General features: G+C 66.6%; 11 protein-coding genes. 8 read left to right on the top strand and 3 right to left on the bottom strand.

The features are described 5' to 3' along the window. Positions 1-325 precede the first annotated feature (325 nt). The 3 genes from G6N33_RS05875 (at position 326) to G6N33_RS05865 (ending at position 2,764) form a co-directional block, all read left to right on the top strand. A complete protein-coding gene (locus G6N33_RS05875) occupies positions 326-619 on the top strand; it encodes a hypothetical protein (protein ID WP_044510143.1) in 294 nt (97 codons plus the stop codon). Positions 620-672: 53 nt separating this feature from the next. After that, positions 673-891, top strand: a complete 219-nt coding sequence (locus tag G6N33_RS05870) for a hypothetical protein (protein ID WP_155945940.1) — start codon at positions 673-675, stop codon at positions 889-891. A 277-nt stretch (positions 892-1,168) separates the two neighbouring features. Beyond that, complete coding sequence (locus tag G6N33_RS05865; protein ID WP_101528662.1) at positions 1,169-2,764, top strand: PPE family protein; 1,596 nt, start codon at positions 1,169-1,171, stop codon at positions 2,762-2,764. A 52-nt stretch (positions 2,765-2,816) separates the two neighbouring features. Here G6N33_RS05865 and G6N33_RS05860 read toward each other — a convergent pair whose 3' ends face one another. From G6N33_RS05860 to G6N33_RS05850, 3 genes are all read right to left on the bottom strand, one after another. After that, the gene (locus G6N33_RS05860) at positions 2,817-3,056 is read right to left on the bottom strand and encodes a hypothetical protein (RefSeq protein WP_044510146.1); all 240 of its coding nucleotides are present in this window, start codon (positions 3,054-3,056) and stop codon (positions 2,817-2,819) included. A 9-nt stretch (positions 3,057-3,065) separates the two neighbouring features. Next, a complete protein-coding gene (locus G6N33_RS05855) occupies positions 3,066-3,350 on the bottom strand; it encodes a hypothetical protein (RefSeq protein WP_044510147.1) in 285 nt (94 codons plus the stop codon). A 140-nt stretch (positions 3,351-3,490) separates the two neighbouring features. Next, complete coding sequence (locus G6N33_RS05850; RefSeq protein WP_044510148.1) at positions 3,491-3,979, bottom strand: glutathione peroxidase; 489 nt, start codon at positions 3,977-3,979, stop codon at positions 3,491-3,493. 119 nt (positions 3,980-4,098) lie between these two features. Between G6N33_RS05850 and G6N33_RS05845 the strand changes: the two genes are divergently transcribed. The 5 genes from G6N33_RS05845 (at position 4,099) to G6N33_RS05825 (ending at position 16,429) form a co-directional block, all read left to right on the top strand. Then, the gene (locus tag G6N33_RS05845; protein WP_044510150.1) at positions 4,099-4,377 is read left to right on the top strand and encodes a hypothetical protein; all 279 of its coding nucleotides are present in this window, start codon (positions 4,099-4,101) and stop codon (positions 4,375-4,377) included. A 116-nt stretch (positions 4,378-4,493) separates the two neighbouring features. Next, positions 4,494-5,981: a DHA2 family efflux MFS transporter permease subunit gene (locus G6N33_RS05840; RefSeq protein WP_044510151.1), complete on the top strand. Its 1,488-nt coding sequence runs from the start codon at positions 4,494-4,496 to the stop codon at positions 5,979-5,981. Between the two features lie 113 nt (positions 5,982-6,094). Then, on the top strand, positions 6,095-7,033 hold the full coding sequence (locus G6N33_RS05835; RefSeq protein WP_044510153.1) for a methionyl-tRNA formyltransferase: 939 nt from the start codon (positions 6,095-6,097) through the stop codon (positions 7,031-7,033). 68 nt (positions 7,034-7,101) lie between these two features. Further along, positions 7,102-16,017 (top strand): amino acid adenylation domain-containing protein, encoded by an 8,916-nt coding sequence (locus G6N33_RS05830; protein WP_163771475.1) that lies wholly within the window; start codon positions 7,102-7,104, stop codon positions 16,015-16,017. Between the two features lie 10 nt (positions 16,018-16,027). Continuing rightward, positions 16,028-16,429, top strand: coding sequence for a DUF3060 domain-containing protein (locus G6N33_RS05825; protein WP_049919194.1), 402 nt, complete (start codon positions 16,028-16,030; stop codon positions 16,427-16,429). The last annotated feature ends 36 nt before the right edge of the window (positions 16,430-16,465 follow it).

Here is a 16,465-nt window from a genome sequence, read left to right as displayed (position 1 = left end):
CACTGCAGTCACTCCGTTGACCTCGATCCGGTCGATTATTCGACAGGAAGCGTGGGAATCGTTGCGACAGCGTCTATTTGGGGCGCAGTTGCGTCCGCCTTTGCCGCCGGCGAATCGCGTGGTGAAGACGATGCCGTGGTCGTCAGGGTTGAGTGTGGGATGTCGTGTTTGCCAACGGTTGCCTCGGTCGCCACGACGCAGCGCTACACCGCCGTGGCGAGCGCGACGTGTGCGCGACCGACGCGGCAGCCGCGACCGCGGCCCCCAGAATCAGAATGCGGGCAATAGTGCTGCCCAGGTCGGTGCTGGCGGTTACATTGATCGCGTGGTTGAGGACGATTCCATGCAGGCTCGGGCGTACGCTGCCGAGCCAGTATGGGAGTACGCGCCGACGACGGCGGCGCAATCCCAGGACGACACCCTTTCGGGGGCGCGTCTGCGTGGCTGGGCGTTCCCGACCGCCGCGCTGCTCGATGAACGGGTCTGGTCGCGGACCGATGCAGCCGCGTTGATTGAACGCTGGCGGACGGGACCGATCGAGGTTGCGGTGGGGGCTCCGGCGGAGCGGTTCGTGCAGATCGCCCACGCGCATTACTGCCTGAACACATCCATCACCTAGATCGCCGCATTCGGCATTTTCCGGGGGAAATTTCTAGTGAAAGGCAAACCCCCGTGGTGCAACACCTAGCTAATAACGAGAAGCCACCTTTTCTTGCCCGGCTCGTCGGCGCGCTGAGATCGCTGTGGCGGCCGCGGCGTTACCGCGAATTCGAGGAGCAAACCGCAATCATCGATCGCCATGACTTGAACACTGAACAGGGGCGTGCGGCGTGCGCACGGGAACTCTGGGAGGCGCAACGGGATTCGGAGGGCACCGACCCGCAGTCCTGACTTCAGGGTATCGGGACTTCCAGCAGGATTCGCGGTTGGAAGCGTCTCTTCCACGCCTCTTGTCGCAGCTCGAGGTTCAGTTCCGGTGGCGGCGGCGGATAGTGCTCGCCCGGTTTCTATGCCTTTGCTATGAGCCTGGCGACCGGCTTTGATAACGACAATCGTTTTCAACTAGGGTTCGGTGGTCTGCAAGCCGATCAGCCCAGGAGGTGCCGGTCATGAGGATGCCTGCCGTAGTGGCCTTCTCGAGGGCCCAATGCACTGGGGATTGTCGACGATGACCGCACCCATCTGGATGGCTTCCCCGCCGGAGGTGCACTCGGCCTTGTTGAGCAGCGGACCGGGTCCGGGGTCGCTGTTCGCCGCAGCCGCGGCGTGGAATTCGATGAGCGCCGAATACCTCTCGGCCGCAGAGGAACTCGCCGCGCTGGTTGCGGCGACGCAGGCCGAGACGTGGCAGGGCAACGCTGCAGAGTCATATGCGTCCGCGCACGCTCCGTTTGTGGCATGGCTGGCCCAGGCCGGCACGCACAGTGCCGCGGTGGCCGCGCAGCACGAAGCGGCGGGGGCGGCCTACACCGCCGCGTTGGCGGCGATGCCGACGCTGCCCGAGCTGGCGGCCAATCACACCACCCACGGCGTCTTGACCGCGACCAATTTCTTTGGCATCAATACCATTCCGATCGCGGTGAACGAGGCCGACTATGCCCGGATGTGGGTGCAGGCCGCCGCCACGATGGCGACGTATGATGCCGTCGCCACGACGGCCCTGGTGGCCGCTCCGCAGACCGAGCCGGCGCCGCAGATTCTGAGATCCGACGCGGCCGCGCGCGACCACGAGCACGAGGAAGACGACGACCACCACGACCACGAGCACGGCTTCGACAGCCCGCTCAATCGGTTCGTCGCACAGCTGCTGCGGTTGGTCGGCATCGAATGGGATCCGGTCGAGGGGACACTCAACGGTCTGCCGTACGAGGCCTACTCCAACCCCGGGGACCTGCTCTGGTGGGTGGCTCGGGCGCTGGAACTGTTTTCGGACTTCCAACGGTTCGGGTCCCTACTGCAGGAAAACCCGGCGGCCGCGTTTCAGTTCATCACCAATCTCATGCTGTTCGACTGGCCGACGCATCTTGCTCAGCTCGGCAGCTGGCTGCCTCTGCAGCCGCAACTGTTTCTGGTTCCCGCGCTACTCGCCGCGGCCCCCTTTGCGGCGCTGGGTGGCTTCGCGGGTCTGGCCGCGCTGGCACCCGCCCCGGCGCCCGCCGCCGCGGCGCCTCCATCCGCTGCGGCGGCGCCGAGCCTGCCGGCGGCGTTGGGAACCGCCCCGATCGCCGCGCCTGCCGCGGCTCCCGCGTCGGCGCCCGCGCCCGCGCCGAGTGCCCCGGCAAGCACGGTGGCCAGTGCGGCACCGTCGGCACCACCTGCTGCGGCCGGCCCCGGCTTCGCGCCGCCCTATGCCATCGCGCCACCGGGCATTGGCTTTGGCTCGGGCCTGAGCGCCAGCGCCGGGGCGGGTGCGAAAAAGAAAGCAGCCGAACCGGATTCGGCGCCGGTGCCAACCGATGCGACGGCACGACAGGCGGCGCGCGCCCGGCGCCGGCGAGGAGCGCGGCGGCGCGGGCATGGCGACGAGTATCTGGATATGAATGTCGACGTCGACCCGGACTGGCAGGAGCCGGCGACGACGGCGTCCGGTAGCGGCGCGGGGTCCCTCGGGTTTGTCGGCACGGCCCGGAAAGGATTTGCCGCCGCGGCGGGCCTGACCACCCTGGCCGGTGACGAATTCGGCGACGGACCCAGCATGCCGATGGTGCCGGGCACCTGGGATCCGGACAACGGCGAGGACGACCGGACGAGCCGGCGCGACTAGCGGAACGGCCCCCGGAGATTCGTCCGGGGGCCGTCCCATGTCGGCCGACGAGTCAGGTGGCTGCTGCCGCCACCAACCTGGCCTTGTTCCCCTCCGCCCGGACGAGATGCGTCGTGTGTAGTTCGACGACGTGCTCGATCGTCTTGACGTGGTCGGGCAACTCGATTTCGTGGATCTGTTGTCCGTCGAGGGGGTTGAAGCCGTACATCACGTGGCTGTCCGGCTTTTCCTCCGGATGCGGGCCGGTCGCGATGATGCGTCCATTCTTGTCGCTCACAACGAGTCGTTTCATGGCTCTTCCTCAGTTCAATTGACCAATTTGCACTCGGAAAGCGGCCGGGCTGCCCGTGCCGTTGCCCTCGGCGTGCAGGTTCACCGTGTACACAATTCCGCTGGGCCCGGCGCTTCGAGACCAGTCCATCGAGTGACTGTCGGCGACGACGCGGCTGGATTGAGTCCACACCGCTGACGGGAACGGAAACCCGATGTTGTAGGCGTCAACCCCGGTCCACCACACTTGAACACCCGCGCCGGGATTCAGCGTGAAGTTCACCAAAGGGTTATGGTCACCGATGATTTGAGACATCTGTCCTCCTTGAAAGCCGATTGCCGAATCGACGTGGTGCCGAATGAGAAGTTATGCCGGTACCCATTGCCGAGCATGCGTAGTCGACTACTCGAAATGGCCCCCGGAGATTCCTGGGGGCCATTCGCATCACTTGTCGACTAGCGGGGGAGGACGGTCTCGATGGCGTCGATGACCTCGGGCGCGTCGGGCTCGGTGCGCGGACGGAACCGGTTGACCACCGCACCGTCCGGGGCGAGCAGGAATTTTTCGAAGTTCCACTGAATGTCGCCGGCGGCGCCCGCGGCGTCGGATGCCTTGGTCAGCTCGGCGTAGAGGGGGTGGCGGTCGGCGCCGTTGACGTCGGTCTTGGCCAGCAAAGGGAACGTGACCCCGTAGGTCGTCGAGCAGAACTCCTGAATCTCCTCCGCGGTGCCCGGCTCCTGGCCCATGAACTGGTTGCACGGAACACCGACGACCGTCAGACCACGGTCGCGGTAGTCCTTGGCCAGTTTCTCCAGCGCCGTGTACTGCGGTGTCAGCCCGCACTTGGAGGCGACGTTCACGACCAGCGTTGCACCGTCGGACAATTCGGCCAGTGTGGTCGGTCGGCCGTCGAGGGTGGTCAGGGGAATGTTTTTCAGCGTCACGCCGACGACGCTAACGCACACCCAATCGGCGCGGCCAGGCCGGCCAAAGTGGGTAAACCAACCGGTAGCGCGCGGGGCGTCAACTCGAAACACATGGCGAGGCGGAAGGCGGGATCGGAATGGTTCGTCACGAGGGCGGCCGGTGGGACGTCAGTATCAAAGACAATGCGATCTACCTGGAGCGCATTTCGGACAGCGACGAGCAGTTGTTCGACGACTTGTTGGCCGTCGATGAGGCCCGCGGACTGGCCGGGTTGCTGACGAAATTCGCTGACAAGCTCGAAGAGTCCGGGGGATCGCGCGAGTCCGCGGAGCCCGACGAGTCGGAGGAGCCCGACGAGTCCGAGGAGTCGAATGACTCCGGGGAGTCTGAAAAGTCTTCGGAGTCGGGCACTTAGCCTGCCGACGAGTGGGTCGGGAAGGCGGTCTGAGGCCCGCCGATTCACGCTATCGTTCGGCGGTGACGAGGTGAGCGTCTTCGGCTCCGGACATTAGCCGATAAGCTCGCAACGCCATGAACGAAACGCCGCCCACTACCGTCGGGGCGCCGCCCGTCGCCGAGGCCGACTACCCGGAAAAGCTCCCCGACAAGCTTGATGCCAGGCTGCTGCGCATCGGCGCGGTGTGCGGCCTGGCCGCGCTGATGGGGTTTTTGGACTCCACGGCGGTCGCCGTCGCGCAGCGCGCCTTCGCAGCGGAATTCAATTCCACCCCGGCCGTCGTCTCGTGGACGATTGCGGGCTACCTGCTCGCGTTCGCGGCCGTCGTCCCGGTAACCGGGTGGGCCGCAGACCGGTTCGGCACCAAACGCCTGTTCATCGGCGCGGTCGCCCTGTTCACCGCGGCCTCGCTGTTGTGCGCGATCGCACCAAACATCTTGTCGCTGATCGTATTTCGGGCGTTGCAGGGCGTTGGTGCCGGCATCTTGTCGCCTCTGAGCTTCGTGATCGCGACCAAAGAGGCCGGCCCCAAGCGGCTTGGCCGTTTGGTTGCGGTGGGCGCCATTCCCTTCCTGCTGGGCCCCGTCGGGGGGCCGATCCTGGGTGGCTGGTTGATCGGCAGCTACGGATGGCAGTGGATCTTCTTGATCAACCTGCCGATCGGGCTGATCACGTTGGTGCTCGCGGCGGCCATGTTTCCCAGAGACCGCCCGGCGCCGTCGGAGGCCCTCGATGTCCTCGGCTTGCTCCTGCTCTCGCCCGGCTTCGCCGTCCTGCTGGCCGGAGTGTCCGCCATTCCAGAGCATCACGGGGTCGCCAATGCCCACGTTGTGCTGCCACTGACCCTCGGTCTGGCCCTGATCACCGCCTTCATCGTGCATGCGTGGCGTCGCGGCGACCACCCCCTGGTGGATCTGCGGCTGCTGCGGAACCGGGTGGTCACCTTGTCCAACCTGACCCTGTTACTGTTCGCCGCCACCTATGTCGGCGTCTTGCTACTGGTGCCCAGCTATTTCCAGGCGGGGTTGCACCAGACGCCCATGGAGTCGGGACTGCACCTGATCGCGATGGGCGTCGGCGTCGTGGTGACCACGCCCATTGCCGGAGCGGTCATGGATAAATTCGGGCCGGGCCGGATGGTGCTGGTCGGATTTCCGCTGATGGCGGTCGGCCTGGGGGTCTTCACCCTCGGCGTTGCCCGGCACGCGCACTACACACCCACGCTGTTGGTCGGGCTGCTGATCGCGGGCTTGGGCATCGGTTGCGCCGCGACACCCCTGTCCGCGGGGTGCATGCAGTCGTTGGCGGCGCATCAGGTCGCCCGGGGCACGACGCTGCTGGGCATCAACGATCAGTTGGGTGGGGCCATCGGCGCAGCGTTGCTGGCGACGTTGTTGACCAAGCAGCTGACTGGGCACGGCGACCTGGCCGCGCCGCCCGTGCTCGCGCACGCCTATGCGACGGTGTTTGCGGTCGCCACCGCCATGGCCGTGTGCACAATGATCCCGGCAGCCTTCCTGCCGCGACGGCCGGTCCTAGACCCGCCCGAGCAGAGGAATTGACGCCGCCTTTGCCCGGCGCGCGAACTTAGGCCAGCCTAAGGTAAGCTTCGGCTTCTGTGGGCGGCGCACAGTGGGGTGCGTCGAGCCGGCCAACAGTTAGCGGGTTCTGCGTAATGCGCATTGTGTTTTTTGGGTTCCAGGTGTGGGGCTACAAGACTCTGCAAGCGTTGATCGACCTCGAGCATCAAATCGCGCTCGCCGTGACGCACCCCGCCAGCGGCGAGTCTTACAAGGCGATCTGGTCGGCGCCCGTCGACGAACTCGCTCGTCAACACGGCATCCCGGTACATGTCGCCGAGCACGCCGACCCCGAGACGATTGACCTGGTCGCCGGCTGCAGGCCCGACGTCATCGTCGTCAACAGCTGGTATCACCGGATGCCGCCCGAGCTCTACGACCTGCCGCGGTACTGCACCCTGAATCTGCACGATTCGCTGCTGCCCAAATTCACCGGCTTCTCGCCGGTGCTGTGGGCGTTGATCAGTGGCGAGTCCGAGTTCGGGCTGACGGTGCATCGCATGGACGACGGCCTGGACACCGGGGACATCCTGGTGCAGCGAGCATTGCCTATCGGGCCCACCGACACCGGCACCGAGTTGGTGCTCCGGGGTACGGATCTCATCCCGGGTGCGCTGGACGAAGCGCTACGGGCGCTGGAGTCCGGCAGCGCCGCCTTTCGGCCGCAGAACAAGGCGGAGCGGACGTATTTCCACAAGCGTTCGCAACGCGACAGTCTGATCGACTGGAGCTGGCCGGCCGACGACCTCGAGCGGTTCGTGCGCGCCTTATCCGACCCTTACCCCCGCGCGTTCAGCTTTTATCGGGGCGAGCGGATCGAGGTGCTGGAGGCCCGCGTTTCCGACGCCCGGTACGGCGGCACGCCGGGTCGGGTGATGGTGCAGGAGGAGGGCGGCGTTGTGGTGTGTGGAGCTGCGCCACACCGGGGCCACAATCGCGGTTTGGTGATCACGCGCATCCGTTCCTCGGAAGGTGTCGAGTGTAGCGGGGAGAAGTACTTTCGCCGCGGGGGCTACCTGGACAGTAACGCATAGTGCGATCGCCGACCGAAAACGCTTGCGGGACCGGACAAACGCCGCTGCGAACAGGAAGCTCGTTCTAAATGCTCGACTACGGTACGCAGCCGGAAACGTTGGGACCGTTGACTCCCGCGCAACGATCGATGTGGGTTGCACAAGAACTGCAGCCCGACGTCCCGTACAACTTCGCCGGCTATGTCGAGATTGATCATGGTGTCGACGCCGAACGACTCATGGCCGCATGCGAATCGGCCGCGACGCGGTTTGGCACACCGTGCGCGCGGCTCGCCTCCGACCGGGGCGAACCGGTGTTCATGCTCGACCACTCGGTCCCGCGCGGTTTGCACTGTGTCGATCTGCGTGCCGAGCCCGACCCGGCCGTCGCGGCCCTGGCGTGGATGCACAACGACTACCGTCAGCGGGTCGATCTATTCCACGACCGGCTCACCCACTTCGTGCTGCTGCGGGTCACCGACGAGTTGTGCTACTTCTACGTGCGGGCCCACCACATCGTGTTGGACGGTTACGGCGCCTACAACTTCCTGCGGCACGTCGCGGACGCCTACTCCGAGGGGCGCAGTGCCGCAGGTGTTGTCGATTTCTCGGAGTTCGACGCGATCCGTGCCGCCGACGCGAAATATCGACAGTCGTCGCGCAGCGACACCGACGCTGAGTACTGGAAAACCATCGTGCGCGGGTCTCCCGGCAGCACCGATCTGTCGGGCAGGCAACGACCGGTGGCCCCGCGCCACCCCCTGGTTCGCGAACTCGCCTGCCCACCCACCCACGACGGCCGCGGGCAATTCGACGTCGCACGGGTCATCGCGACAATGGCTGTATTTCTCTCGAAAACGACCGGCCAGCAGACTATCTCGCTGTCGCTTCCGGTATCGGCCCGCACCACAGCGGCGCTGAAGAAGTGCGCGGGCATGGTGTCCAACATGGTGCCGCTGATCATCGACGTCTTCGAGCAAGACTCCATCGGCGCGCTGACCGATCGGGTCGGCAAGGCGATCGTCGGCGCACTGCGCCATCAGCAGTTCCGGGGATTCCCGGAAATCATCGGCGACGGAGGCCACCCCGACATGAACCTCGAGTTCGGTCCGGTGGTCAACGTGCTCGACTTCGCGGCGCCCTTACATTTCGGTCCGTCGCAATCTGCCTGTCACGTCCTGAGCAACTTTCCCATCCAAGACATCGCGGTCAACATCTATCCGCAGTTGGGCGACGGATCCCCGCGCGTGCACTTCTCCTGGAATCCGGACCGGTACGCCGCCGACGAGATCGCCGGACACACACGGCGTTTGGGGGCGCTGTTCGAACGTCTGTTGGTGGCGGACTCGTCGGTGGTGGTGGGCACGGTGCCGTTGCTCGACGACACCGAGCGAGCCCAGTTGGATATTCTGGGTAATCTCGCGGTACTGGCGAAACCGCTGGCGGGCGCGTCGATCCCGGAGTTGTTCGCCGCGCAGGTAGCCCGTACTCCCGCTGCCGTGGCGATCACCTGCGCGGAGCGGTCGCTGACCTATGCGGAGCTCGACGAGCAGGCAAACCGGTTGGCGCACCACCTGGTCGGGCTGGGTGCGGGTGCGGGTGCGTGTGTGGCGGTGCTGTTTGCTCGTTCGGCCGAGGCGATCGTGGCGATTCTGGCGGTGCTGAAGGCGGGTGCTGCCTATCTGCCGATCGACCCGGCGGTGCCTGATTCGCGCATCGAGTTCATGCTCGGTGACGCGGAGCCGATCGCGGCGGTGACTACCGCCGACCTTGCCGACCGGTTCGCCGGATACCGGCTGCCGGTCGTCGATGTCGATGATCCCGCGGTAAAAGCCCAGCCGCGCATGGAGTTACCGTCACCGCGAGCTGATGACGTCGCCCACATCGTGTACACGTCGGGCACCACGGGTGTGCCGAAGGGGGTGGTGACCACCCATCGCAACGTGACGCAGCTGCTGGAGTCGTTGCATGTGGGTCTGCCGTCGGGACCGGGTCAGGTGTGGTCGCAGTGGTATTCCTATGCGTTCGACGCCTCGGTCGAAGAGATTTGGGGTGCGCTGCTGCACGGCAGCCGGCTGGTGATCGTGCCCGAGTCGGTGGCCGCAATGCCAGATGCCTTTCAGTCTTTGCTGATTGATGAAGGCGTCACCGTCTTGCATCAAACCCCGTCGGCATTGTCGGCGCTGATGCCCGACGGGCTGCCGGCGGCGGCACTGGTGGTGGCCGCCGAGGCGTGCTCGGCCGAACTGGTGGACCGGTGGGCGCCGGGCCGACTGATGACCAACGCCTACGGGCCGACCGAGACCACCCTGTGCGTGACGGTCAGTGCACCGTTGGCTTCCGGCTCCGGCACACCGCCGATCGGGGTTCCGATCCCGGGAGCGGCGCTGTTCGTACTGGATGCGCGGTTGCGGCCGGTGCCGCCGGGCGTGGTCGGCGAGCTGTACGTGGCCGGGCTCGGGGTGGGACTCGGGTACCTGCGCCGCGCGGGGCTGACGGCGTCGCGGTTCGTGGCCTGCCCGTTCGGCGATGCGGGATCGCCGGGACAGCGCATGTACCGCACCGGCGACCTGGTGTTGTGGGGTCCCGACGGAGCGCTGCGTTACATCGGCCGTGCCGACGAACAGGTCAAGATCCGCGGGTACCGCATCGAAATCGGTGAAATCCGTTCCGCGCTAGCAGGATTGGACGGCGTAGATCAGGCCGTGGTCATCGTCCGTGAGGATCGCCCCGGTGATAAGAAGCTGATCGGCTATGTTACCGAGTCGACTGCCGGGGGCGTCGACATCGGTGCCGCGCGCGCACGGTTGGCCAAGCGCCTGCCGGCCTACATGGTCCCCGCCGCCATCGTGACCCTGGACGCGCTGCCGCTGACGGTCAACGGCAAACTGAATACCCGCGCCTTGCCGGCGCCCGAATACCGGGAGACCGAATACCGCGCGCCGTCCACCCCCGTCGAGAAAATCCTGGCCACCGTCTACGCCGAAGTACTCGGCCTGGATCTTGTCGGCGTCGACGACTCCTTCTTCGACCTGGGTGGCGACAGCATCCTGTCGATGCGGATCGTGGCACGGGCCCGGGCCGCCGGAGTACTGTGCCGCCCCCGCGACATCTTCGTCGAACAGACCGTGGCCGGCCTGGCGCGGGTGGCCACAATCAGCACGGGAAACGACGGCCCAGCTGACGACGGCGTCGGCCCGGTGATCGCCACGCCGATCATGCGCTGGCTGCACGGTGTGGACGGCCCGGTCGACGAGTTCAACCAGACGCTGATCATCCAAGCCCCGTCGGGCGTTACCGATACCGACGTTGGCGTCGTCGTGCAGGCCGTGTTGGACCGGCACCCCATGTTGCGCCTCTGCGTCGAGGACGACGGCGCCGGGCAATGGTCGCTGCACATCCCCGACCCGGGCTCGGTGCGCGCTGCAGATCACCTGCAGATCGTCGAGGAGCTGTCCAACGACGCGCTCGCCCGGGCGCGGTCCTGGCTGAACCCCGGCGCGGGGGTCATGGTCAGCGCGCTGTGGGCGACCTCGACCGGTCAGTTGGCGCTGATCATTCACCATCTGGCCGTCGACGGTGTCTCGTGGCGAATCCTGTTGGAAGACCTCAACGTTGCCTGGGCACAGCGCCGAGGTGGACAGCCGGTGGCACTGACCCCGGACGGCACCTCCTTCGTGCGCTGGTCGAAGTTGCTCGCTGAGCACGCGCGGCGTCCCGACATCGTGAAACATGGTGAGGCGTGGCGAAAAGTCGCGGCCACGGCGACGGAAATGCCGGCGCTGGGACCCGACATCGATGCCCACACCGACACCTATGCCGACGCCGGACGATTGTCGCTGACGATGGATATCGAGACCACCCGCACGCTGCTCAGCGACGTACCATCGGCGTTTCACGCCGGCGTGCAAGACATTCTGCTGATCGCGTTCGGCTTGGCGCTCGCGGAGTTCCTGGGCGGCGACACGCCGGTCGCCATTGACGTGGAAGGCCACGGGCGCCACGAGCTGGCCGACGTCCAGGTGGACCTGTCGCGCACGGTGGGCTGGTTCACCGCCAAGCACCCGGTGGCGTTGACCCTCGACGAGCTGGACTGGACTGAGGTCACCGCGGGCGGCGCCGGCCTCGCGTCGGCGCTGAAAGCCGCGAAGGAACAGTTGCGCGCGCTGCCTGACGGACTGACCTACGGCCTGTTGCGGTACCTCGACGCCGACGCGGGCCTGGACGGGCCGGACCCGGCCGTTGCCTTCAATTACCTGGGGCGGCTGGCCGCCGCGGCAGACCTGGCCGCCGACCTATGGCAGCCCAGCCCGGACACGTTAACAGTCAGTGCCGCAACGGCTTCGGTGCCGACGCCGCTGAGCCACGCCGTGATACTCGACGCCGGTACCCTGGACGGCGAGGGCGGCCCGCGCCTGCACGCCAACTGGACCTGGGCGCCTTCGGTTCTGGACCGTACCCAGGTAAACCGGTTAGGCCAGTTGTGGTTTGACGCCCTGACCGGGATCTGCACCCATGTGCGAGGCGGTGGGGGCGGATTCACTCCGTCGGATCTGCTGCCCGCTCGCCTCACCCAGCGCCAGATCGACGACCTCGCGAATCGCCACCGTATCGCCGACGTGTTGCCGTTGACGCCGCTGCAGCAGGGCTTGCTGTTCCACGCCACCATCGCCGAGCACAGCGGTGTCGACCCGTATGCGCCCCAACTGGTCATCGGCCTTACCGGCCCGCTCGATGAAATTCGACTCCGCGAGGCGGTACACGCCGTCGTCGTGCGCCATCCCAACCTGGCGGCGCGGTTCTGTCCGCAGTTCGACCCGCCGGTGCAGATCATCCCCGTCGATCCGGCGCCGGCGTGGCGATCGGTCGACCTCGATGGCGCCGCCGACGCCGACGATCGGGTACGACGGGTGTGCGCCGAGGAACGCACCGCGGTGTGCGACCTGGCCAACCCACCGTTCTTTCGGGCGGCATTGCTGCGCACCGCAGCCGGGCACCACCGCCTCGTGCTCACCAACCACCACATCGTGCTTGATGGCTGGTCGCTGCCCATCCTGCTGCGCGAGATCTTCGCGACCTACGATGGTCAGCAGCTGCCCGCCGCGGTGCCGTATCGCAGATTCGTTGCCTGGCTGGCCAATCGAGACCTCGACGCTGCCCGGGCCGCATGGCGGGATGTGCTCGCCGGCTTCGATACCCCCACGCTGGTCGGATCGCATCGGGCCGGTGAACTGGGGCGGCGCGGTCTGACGGCGTTCCGGTTACCCGAGCCGACCACGCGGGCGCTGACCCAACTGGCCCGCGCACAGCACACCACGCTGAACACCGTGCTGCAGGCCGGCTGGGCCCAGGTACTGATGTGTCTGACGGGCCGGCACGACGTCGTTTTCGGTGCCACCGTATCCGGGCGCCCCACCGATGTCGCGGGGGCGGAGTCGCTGGTCGGCCTCGCGATCAATACGGTTCCGGTGCGCGCCAGCGCCTGCGCGCTGACCACCACGGCCGGCCTGCTCAACCAGCTGCACGACAATCATCAGCACACCCTGGACCACCAACACCTGGCACTGAGCGAGATTCACCGCATCGCCGGCCACGACCAACTTTTCGACACCCTGTTTGTCTACGAGAATTACCCGATCGACGCCGCGGTCTCGGCGGGACTGGGCGCACTGGCCATCACCGAGTTCACCAGTCACGAATCCACCCACTATCCGCTGACCCTGCAAGCCACCCCGGGACCGCAGTTGGGGCTGGGCGTCGAATACGACGCCGAGCTGTTCGATGCGGAAGCTGTTGTGCGCCTTACTGATCGGCTGCAGCGAGTATTGCAGGCCATGGCGCAAGCCCCGTCGGGACGGCTGGCGGCGGTGGACATGCTCGACGCCGACGAGCGTGCCAGGCTGGACGTCCTGGGTAATCTCGCGGTGCTAAGCCGCCCGGCTGTGGGCGCGTCGATCCCGGAGTTGTTCGCCGCGCAGGTAGCCCGTACTCCCGCTGCCGTGGCGATCACCTGCGCGGAGCGGTCGCTGACCTATGCGGAGCTCGACGAGCAGGCAAACCGGTTGGCGCACCACCTGGTCGGGCTGGGTGCGGGTGCGGGTGCGTGTGTGGCGGTGCTGTTTGCTCGTTCGGCCGAGGCGATCGTGGCGATTCTGGCGGTGCTGAAGGCGGGTGCTGCCTATCTGCCGATCGACCCGGCGGTGCCTGGCTCGCGCATCGAGTTCATGCTCGGTGACGCGGAGCCGATCGCGGCGGTGACTACCGCCGACCTTGCCGACCGGTTCGCCGGATACCGGCTGCCGGTCGTCGATGTCGATGATCCCGCGGTAAAAGCCCAGCCGCGCATGGAGTTACCGTCACCGCGAGCTGATGACGTCGCCCACATCGTGTACACGTCGGGCACCACGGGTGTGCCGAAGGGGGTGGTGACCACCCATCGCAACGTGACGCAGCTGCTGGAGTCGTTGCATGTGGGTCTGCCGTCGGGACCGGGTCAGGTGTGGTCGCAGTGGTATTCCTATGCGTTCGACGCCTCGGTCGAAGAGATTTGGGGTGCGCTGCTGCACGGCAGCCGGCTGGTGATCGTGCCCGAGTCGGTGGCCGCAATGCCAGATGCCTTTCAGTCTTTGCTGATTGATGAAGGCGTCACCGTCTTGCATCAAACCCCGTCGGCATTGTCGGCGCTGATGCCCGACGGGCTGCCGGCGGCGGCACTGGTGGTGGCCGCCGAGGCGTGCTCGGCCGAACTGGTGGACCGGTGGGCGCCGGGCCGACTGATGACCAACGCCTACGGGCCGACCGAGACCACCCTGTGCGTGACGGTCAGTGCACCGTTGGCTTCCGGCTCCGGCACACCGCCGATCGGGGTTCCGATCCCGGGAGCGGCGCTGTTCGTCCTCGATGGCTGGTTGCGGCCGGTGCCGCCGGGCATGGTGGGTGAGTTGTACGTGGCCGGGCGGGGACTAGCCGCCGGGTATCTGCGCCGCGCCGGCTTGACGGCGTCGCGGTTCGTGGCGTGCCCGTTCGGTGGGGCCGGCTCGGCGGGGCAACGCATGTATCGTACCGGCGATCTCGTGCGCTGGGGCGCCGATGGTCAGCTGCAGTACCTGGGACGCGCCGACGAGCAGGTCAAGATTCGCGGGTACCGCATCGAGCTGGGTGAAATCCAGTCGGCACTAAGCGATTTGGGCGGTGTCGAACAGGCGGTCGTGATCGTCCGGGAAGACCGCCCGGGCGACAAGCGATTGGTGGGTTACGTCACCGAAACGCGGGCGAATGCGGTGGACGTCGCCAATGCGCGCGCCGCACTGGGGCGGCAGCTGGCTGCCTACATGGTCCCGGCCGCGGTGATGGTTCTCGACGCGTTGCCGCTGACCGTGAACGGCAAGCTCGACATCCGCGCTTTGCCCGCACCGCTTTACCACAGCACCGAGTACCGTGCCCCGAGTAGCACCGTCGAGAAAATCGTGGCCGACGGGTACGCCCAGATCCTTGGCTTGGACCGAGTCGGCGTCGACGATTCCTTCTTCGACCTTGGCGGCGACAGCATCTCGGCGATGCGTCTGATCGCCACCCTCAACACCGCCCTCGACACCCGCCTCACCGTCCGCACCCTGTTCGACGCGCCATCGGTCGGTGCCTTGAGTCGGCAGGTGGATCGCCACACCCTCGATCCGCGTTTCGTGTCCGTGCACGGTGGCCAGCCCGAGCGGCTACGCGCCGCCGATCTCACACTCGACAAATTCCTTGACCGGCAAACACTTTCGGTGGCGGCCGCGCTGCCGATGCCGGGTTCCCGGCTGCGCACGGTACTGCTGACTGGGGCGACCGGCTTCCTCGGTCGTTATCTGGTGCTGCAATTGCTCGAGCAGCTGGAGTTGGTCGACGGGACGCTGATCTGTCTGGTACGGGACAGCTGCGACGCGGACGCGCTGCGTCGCCTGGAAAAAATCTTCGACAGCGGAGATCCGCGGCTACTGGCACACTTTCGTGACCTGGCCGCCGGTCGGCTGCGAGTCATCGCGGGGGACAAGGCCCAGGCGCGGCTGGGCCTCGACGAGCAGACCTGGCAGCAGCTGGTGGAATCCGTTGATCTGATCGTCGATTCGGCGGCACTGGTCAACGGCGTGCTGCCTTACGAGGAACTGTTCGGGCCCAATGTCGGCGGGACCGCCGAACTGATCCGGTTGGCGCTGACCGCCAGGCTCAAGCCCTACGTGTACGTGTCGACGGCGAACGTGGGCGATCAGGTTGACCCATCGGCATTCGCCGAGGATGCCGACATCCGGGTCGTCAGCCCGACGCGCGTCAACGACGGTGGCCCGGTTACCGGCTACGCCAACAGTAAGTGGGCCGGAGAGGTGCTGCTGCGGGAGGCCCACGACCTGTGCGCCCTGCCCGTTGTGGTGTTTCGCAGCAGCATGATTTTGGCCGACACCAGTTACCTCGGCCAGCTCAACGTCGCGGACCTGGTCACCCGGATGGTGCTGAGCGTGGTGGCCACCGGCATCGCACCCGGGTCTTTCTATCAGCGTGACGCGAACGGCAACCGGCAACGCGCGCACTACGACGGGCTGCCCGTCGAATTCGTCGCCGAGGCGATCGCCACCCTCGGCGCCCAAGCCGTCGACGGGTTCCAGACCTATCACGTGATGAACCCGCACGACGACGGCATCGGACTCGACACCTATGTCGACTGGCTGATTGAGGCCGGTTACCCGATCGAGCGCATCGACGATTTCGACCTGTGGTTGCAGCGGTTCGAGGCCGGCCTGCGTCGCCTCCCGCAGCGGCGACGACAACACACCGTGCTGGCGCTGCTGCAGTCGGCCGGCCCGCGGTATCTGCGGCCGGCGACGCCGGCACCCCCGACGTCGGCGTCGACCGCCAGGTTCCGCGCCGCGGTGCAAGAAGCCAAGATCGGATCCGATAACGACATCCCGCACGTCTCGGCACCGATCCTGGTCAAATACGTCACCGATTTACAGCTACTCGGACTGCTCTAACCTGACCACCATGATTCGTCGCGCACTCACCGTGGGGATGTCCCTCTTCGCGGTGTCGAGCCTCGGTGCGCCGGCGGCGACGGCGGTACCGGGAGGCGGGCCGGTTTCCTTAGACGTGGCACCCGCCAAGATCGACGCCAGCGTCGCGACAGTGACCTATGACTGCGGCAACCAATCGCCGATCAAGATCGTGGGGCAGGACGCGACGGTAACCCTGAACGGATCGTGCGGCGAGGTCGACGTCGCCGGCATCGCCAACACCGTGAACCTGCAAACCGTGGCGATCATCAAAGCCACCGGCACCGGCAACCACATCACCTGGATGAGCGGCCCGGCTGCCGGGCTCCCGCAGATCAGTAACACCGGCGGCAGCAACTCGATCGTCGGCCCCGGCGGCATCCAGGCCCGGTAACCATCCGCTAGTCCGGACACCCGAGCGCACCTTTCC

The organism is Mycobacterium simiae, from assembly GCF_010727605.1.
GTDB classification, from domain to species: Bacteria; Actinomycetota; Actinomycetes; order Mycobacteriales; family Mycobacteriaceae; genus Mycobacterium; species Mycobacterium simiae.
This window is presented reverse-complemented; position numbering and strand designations above follow the sequence as displayed.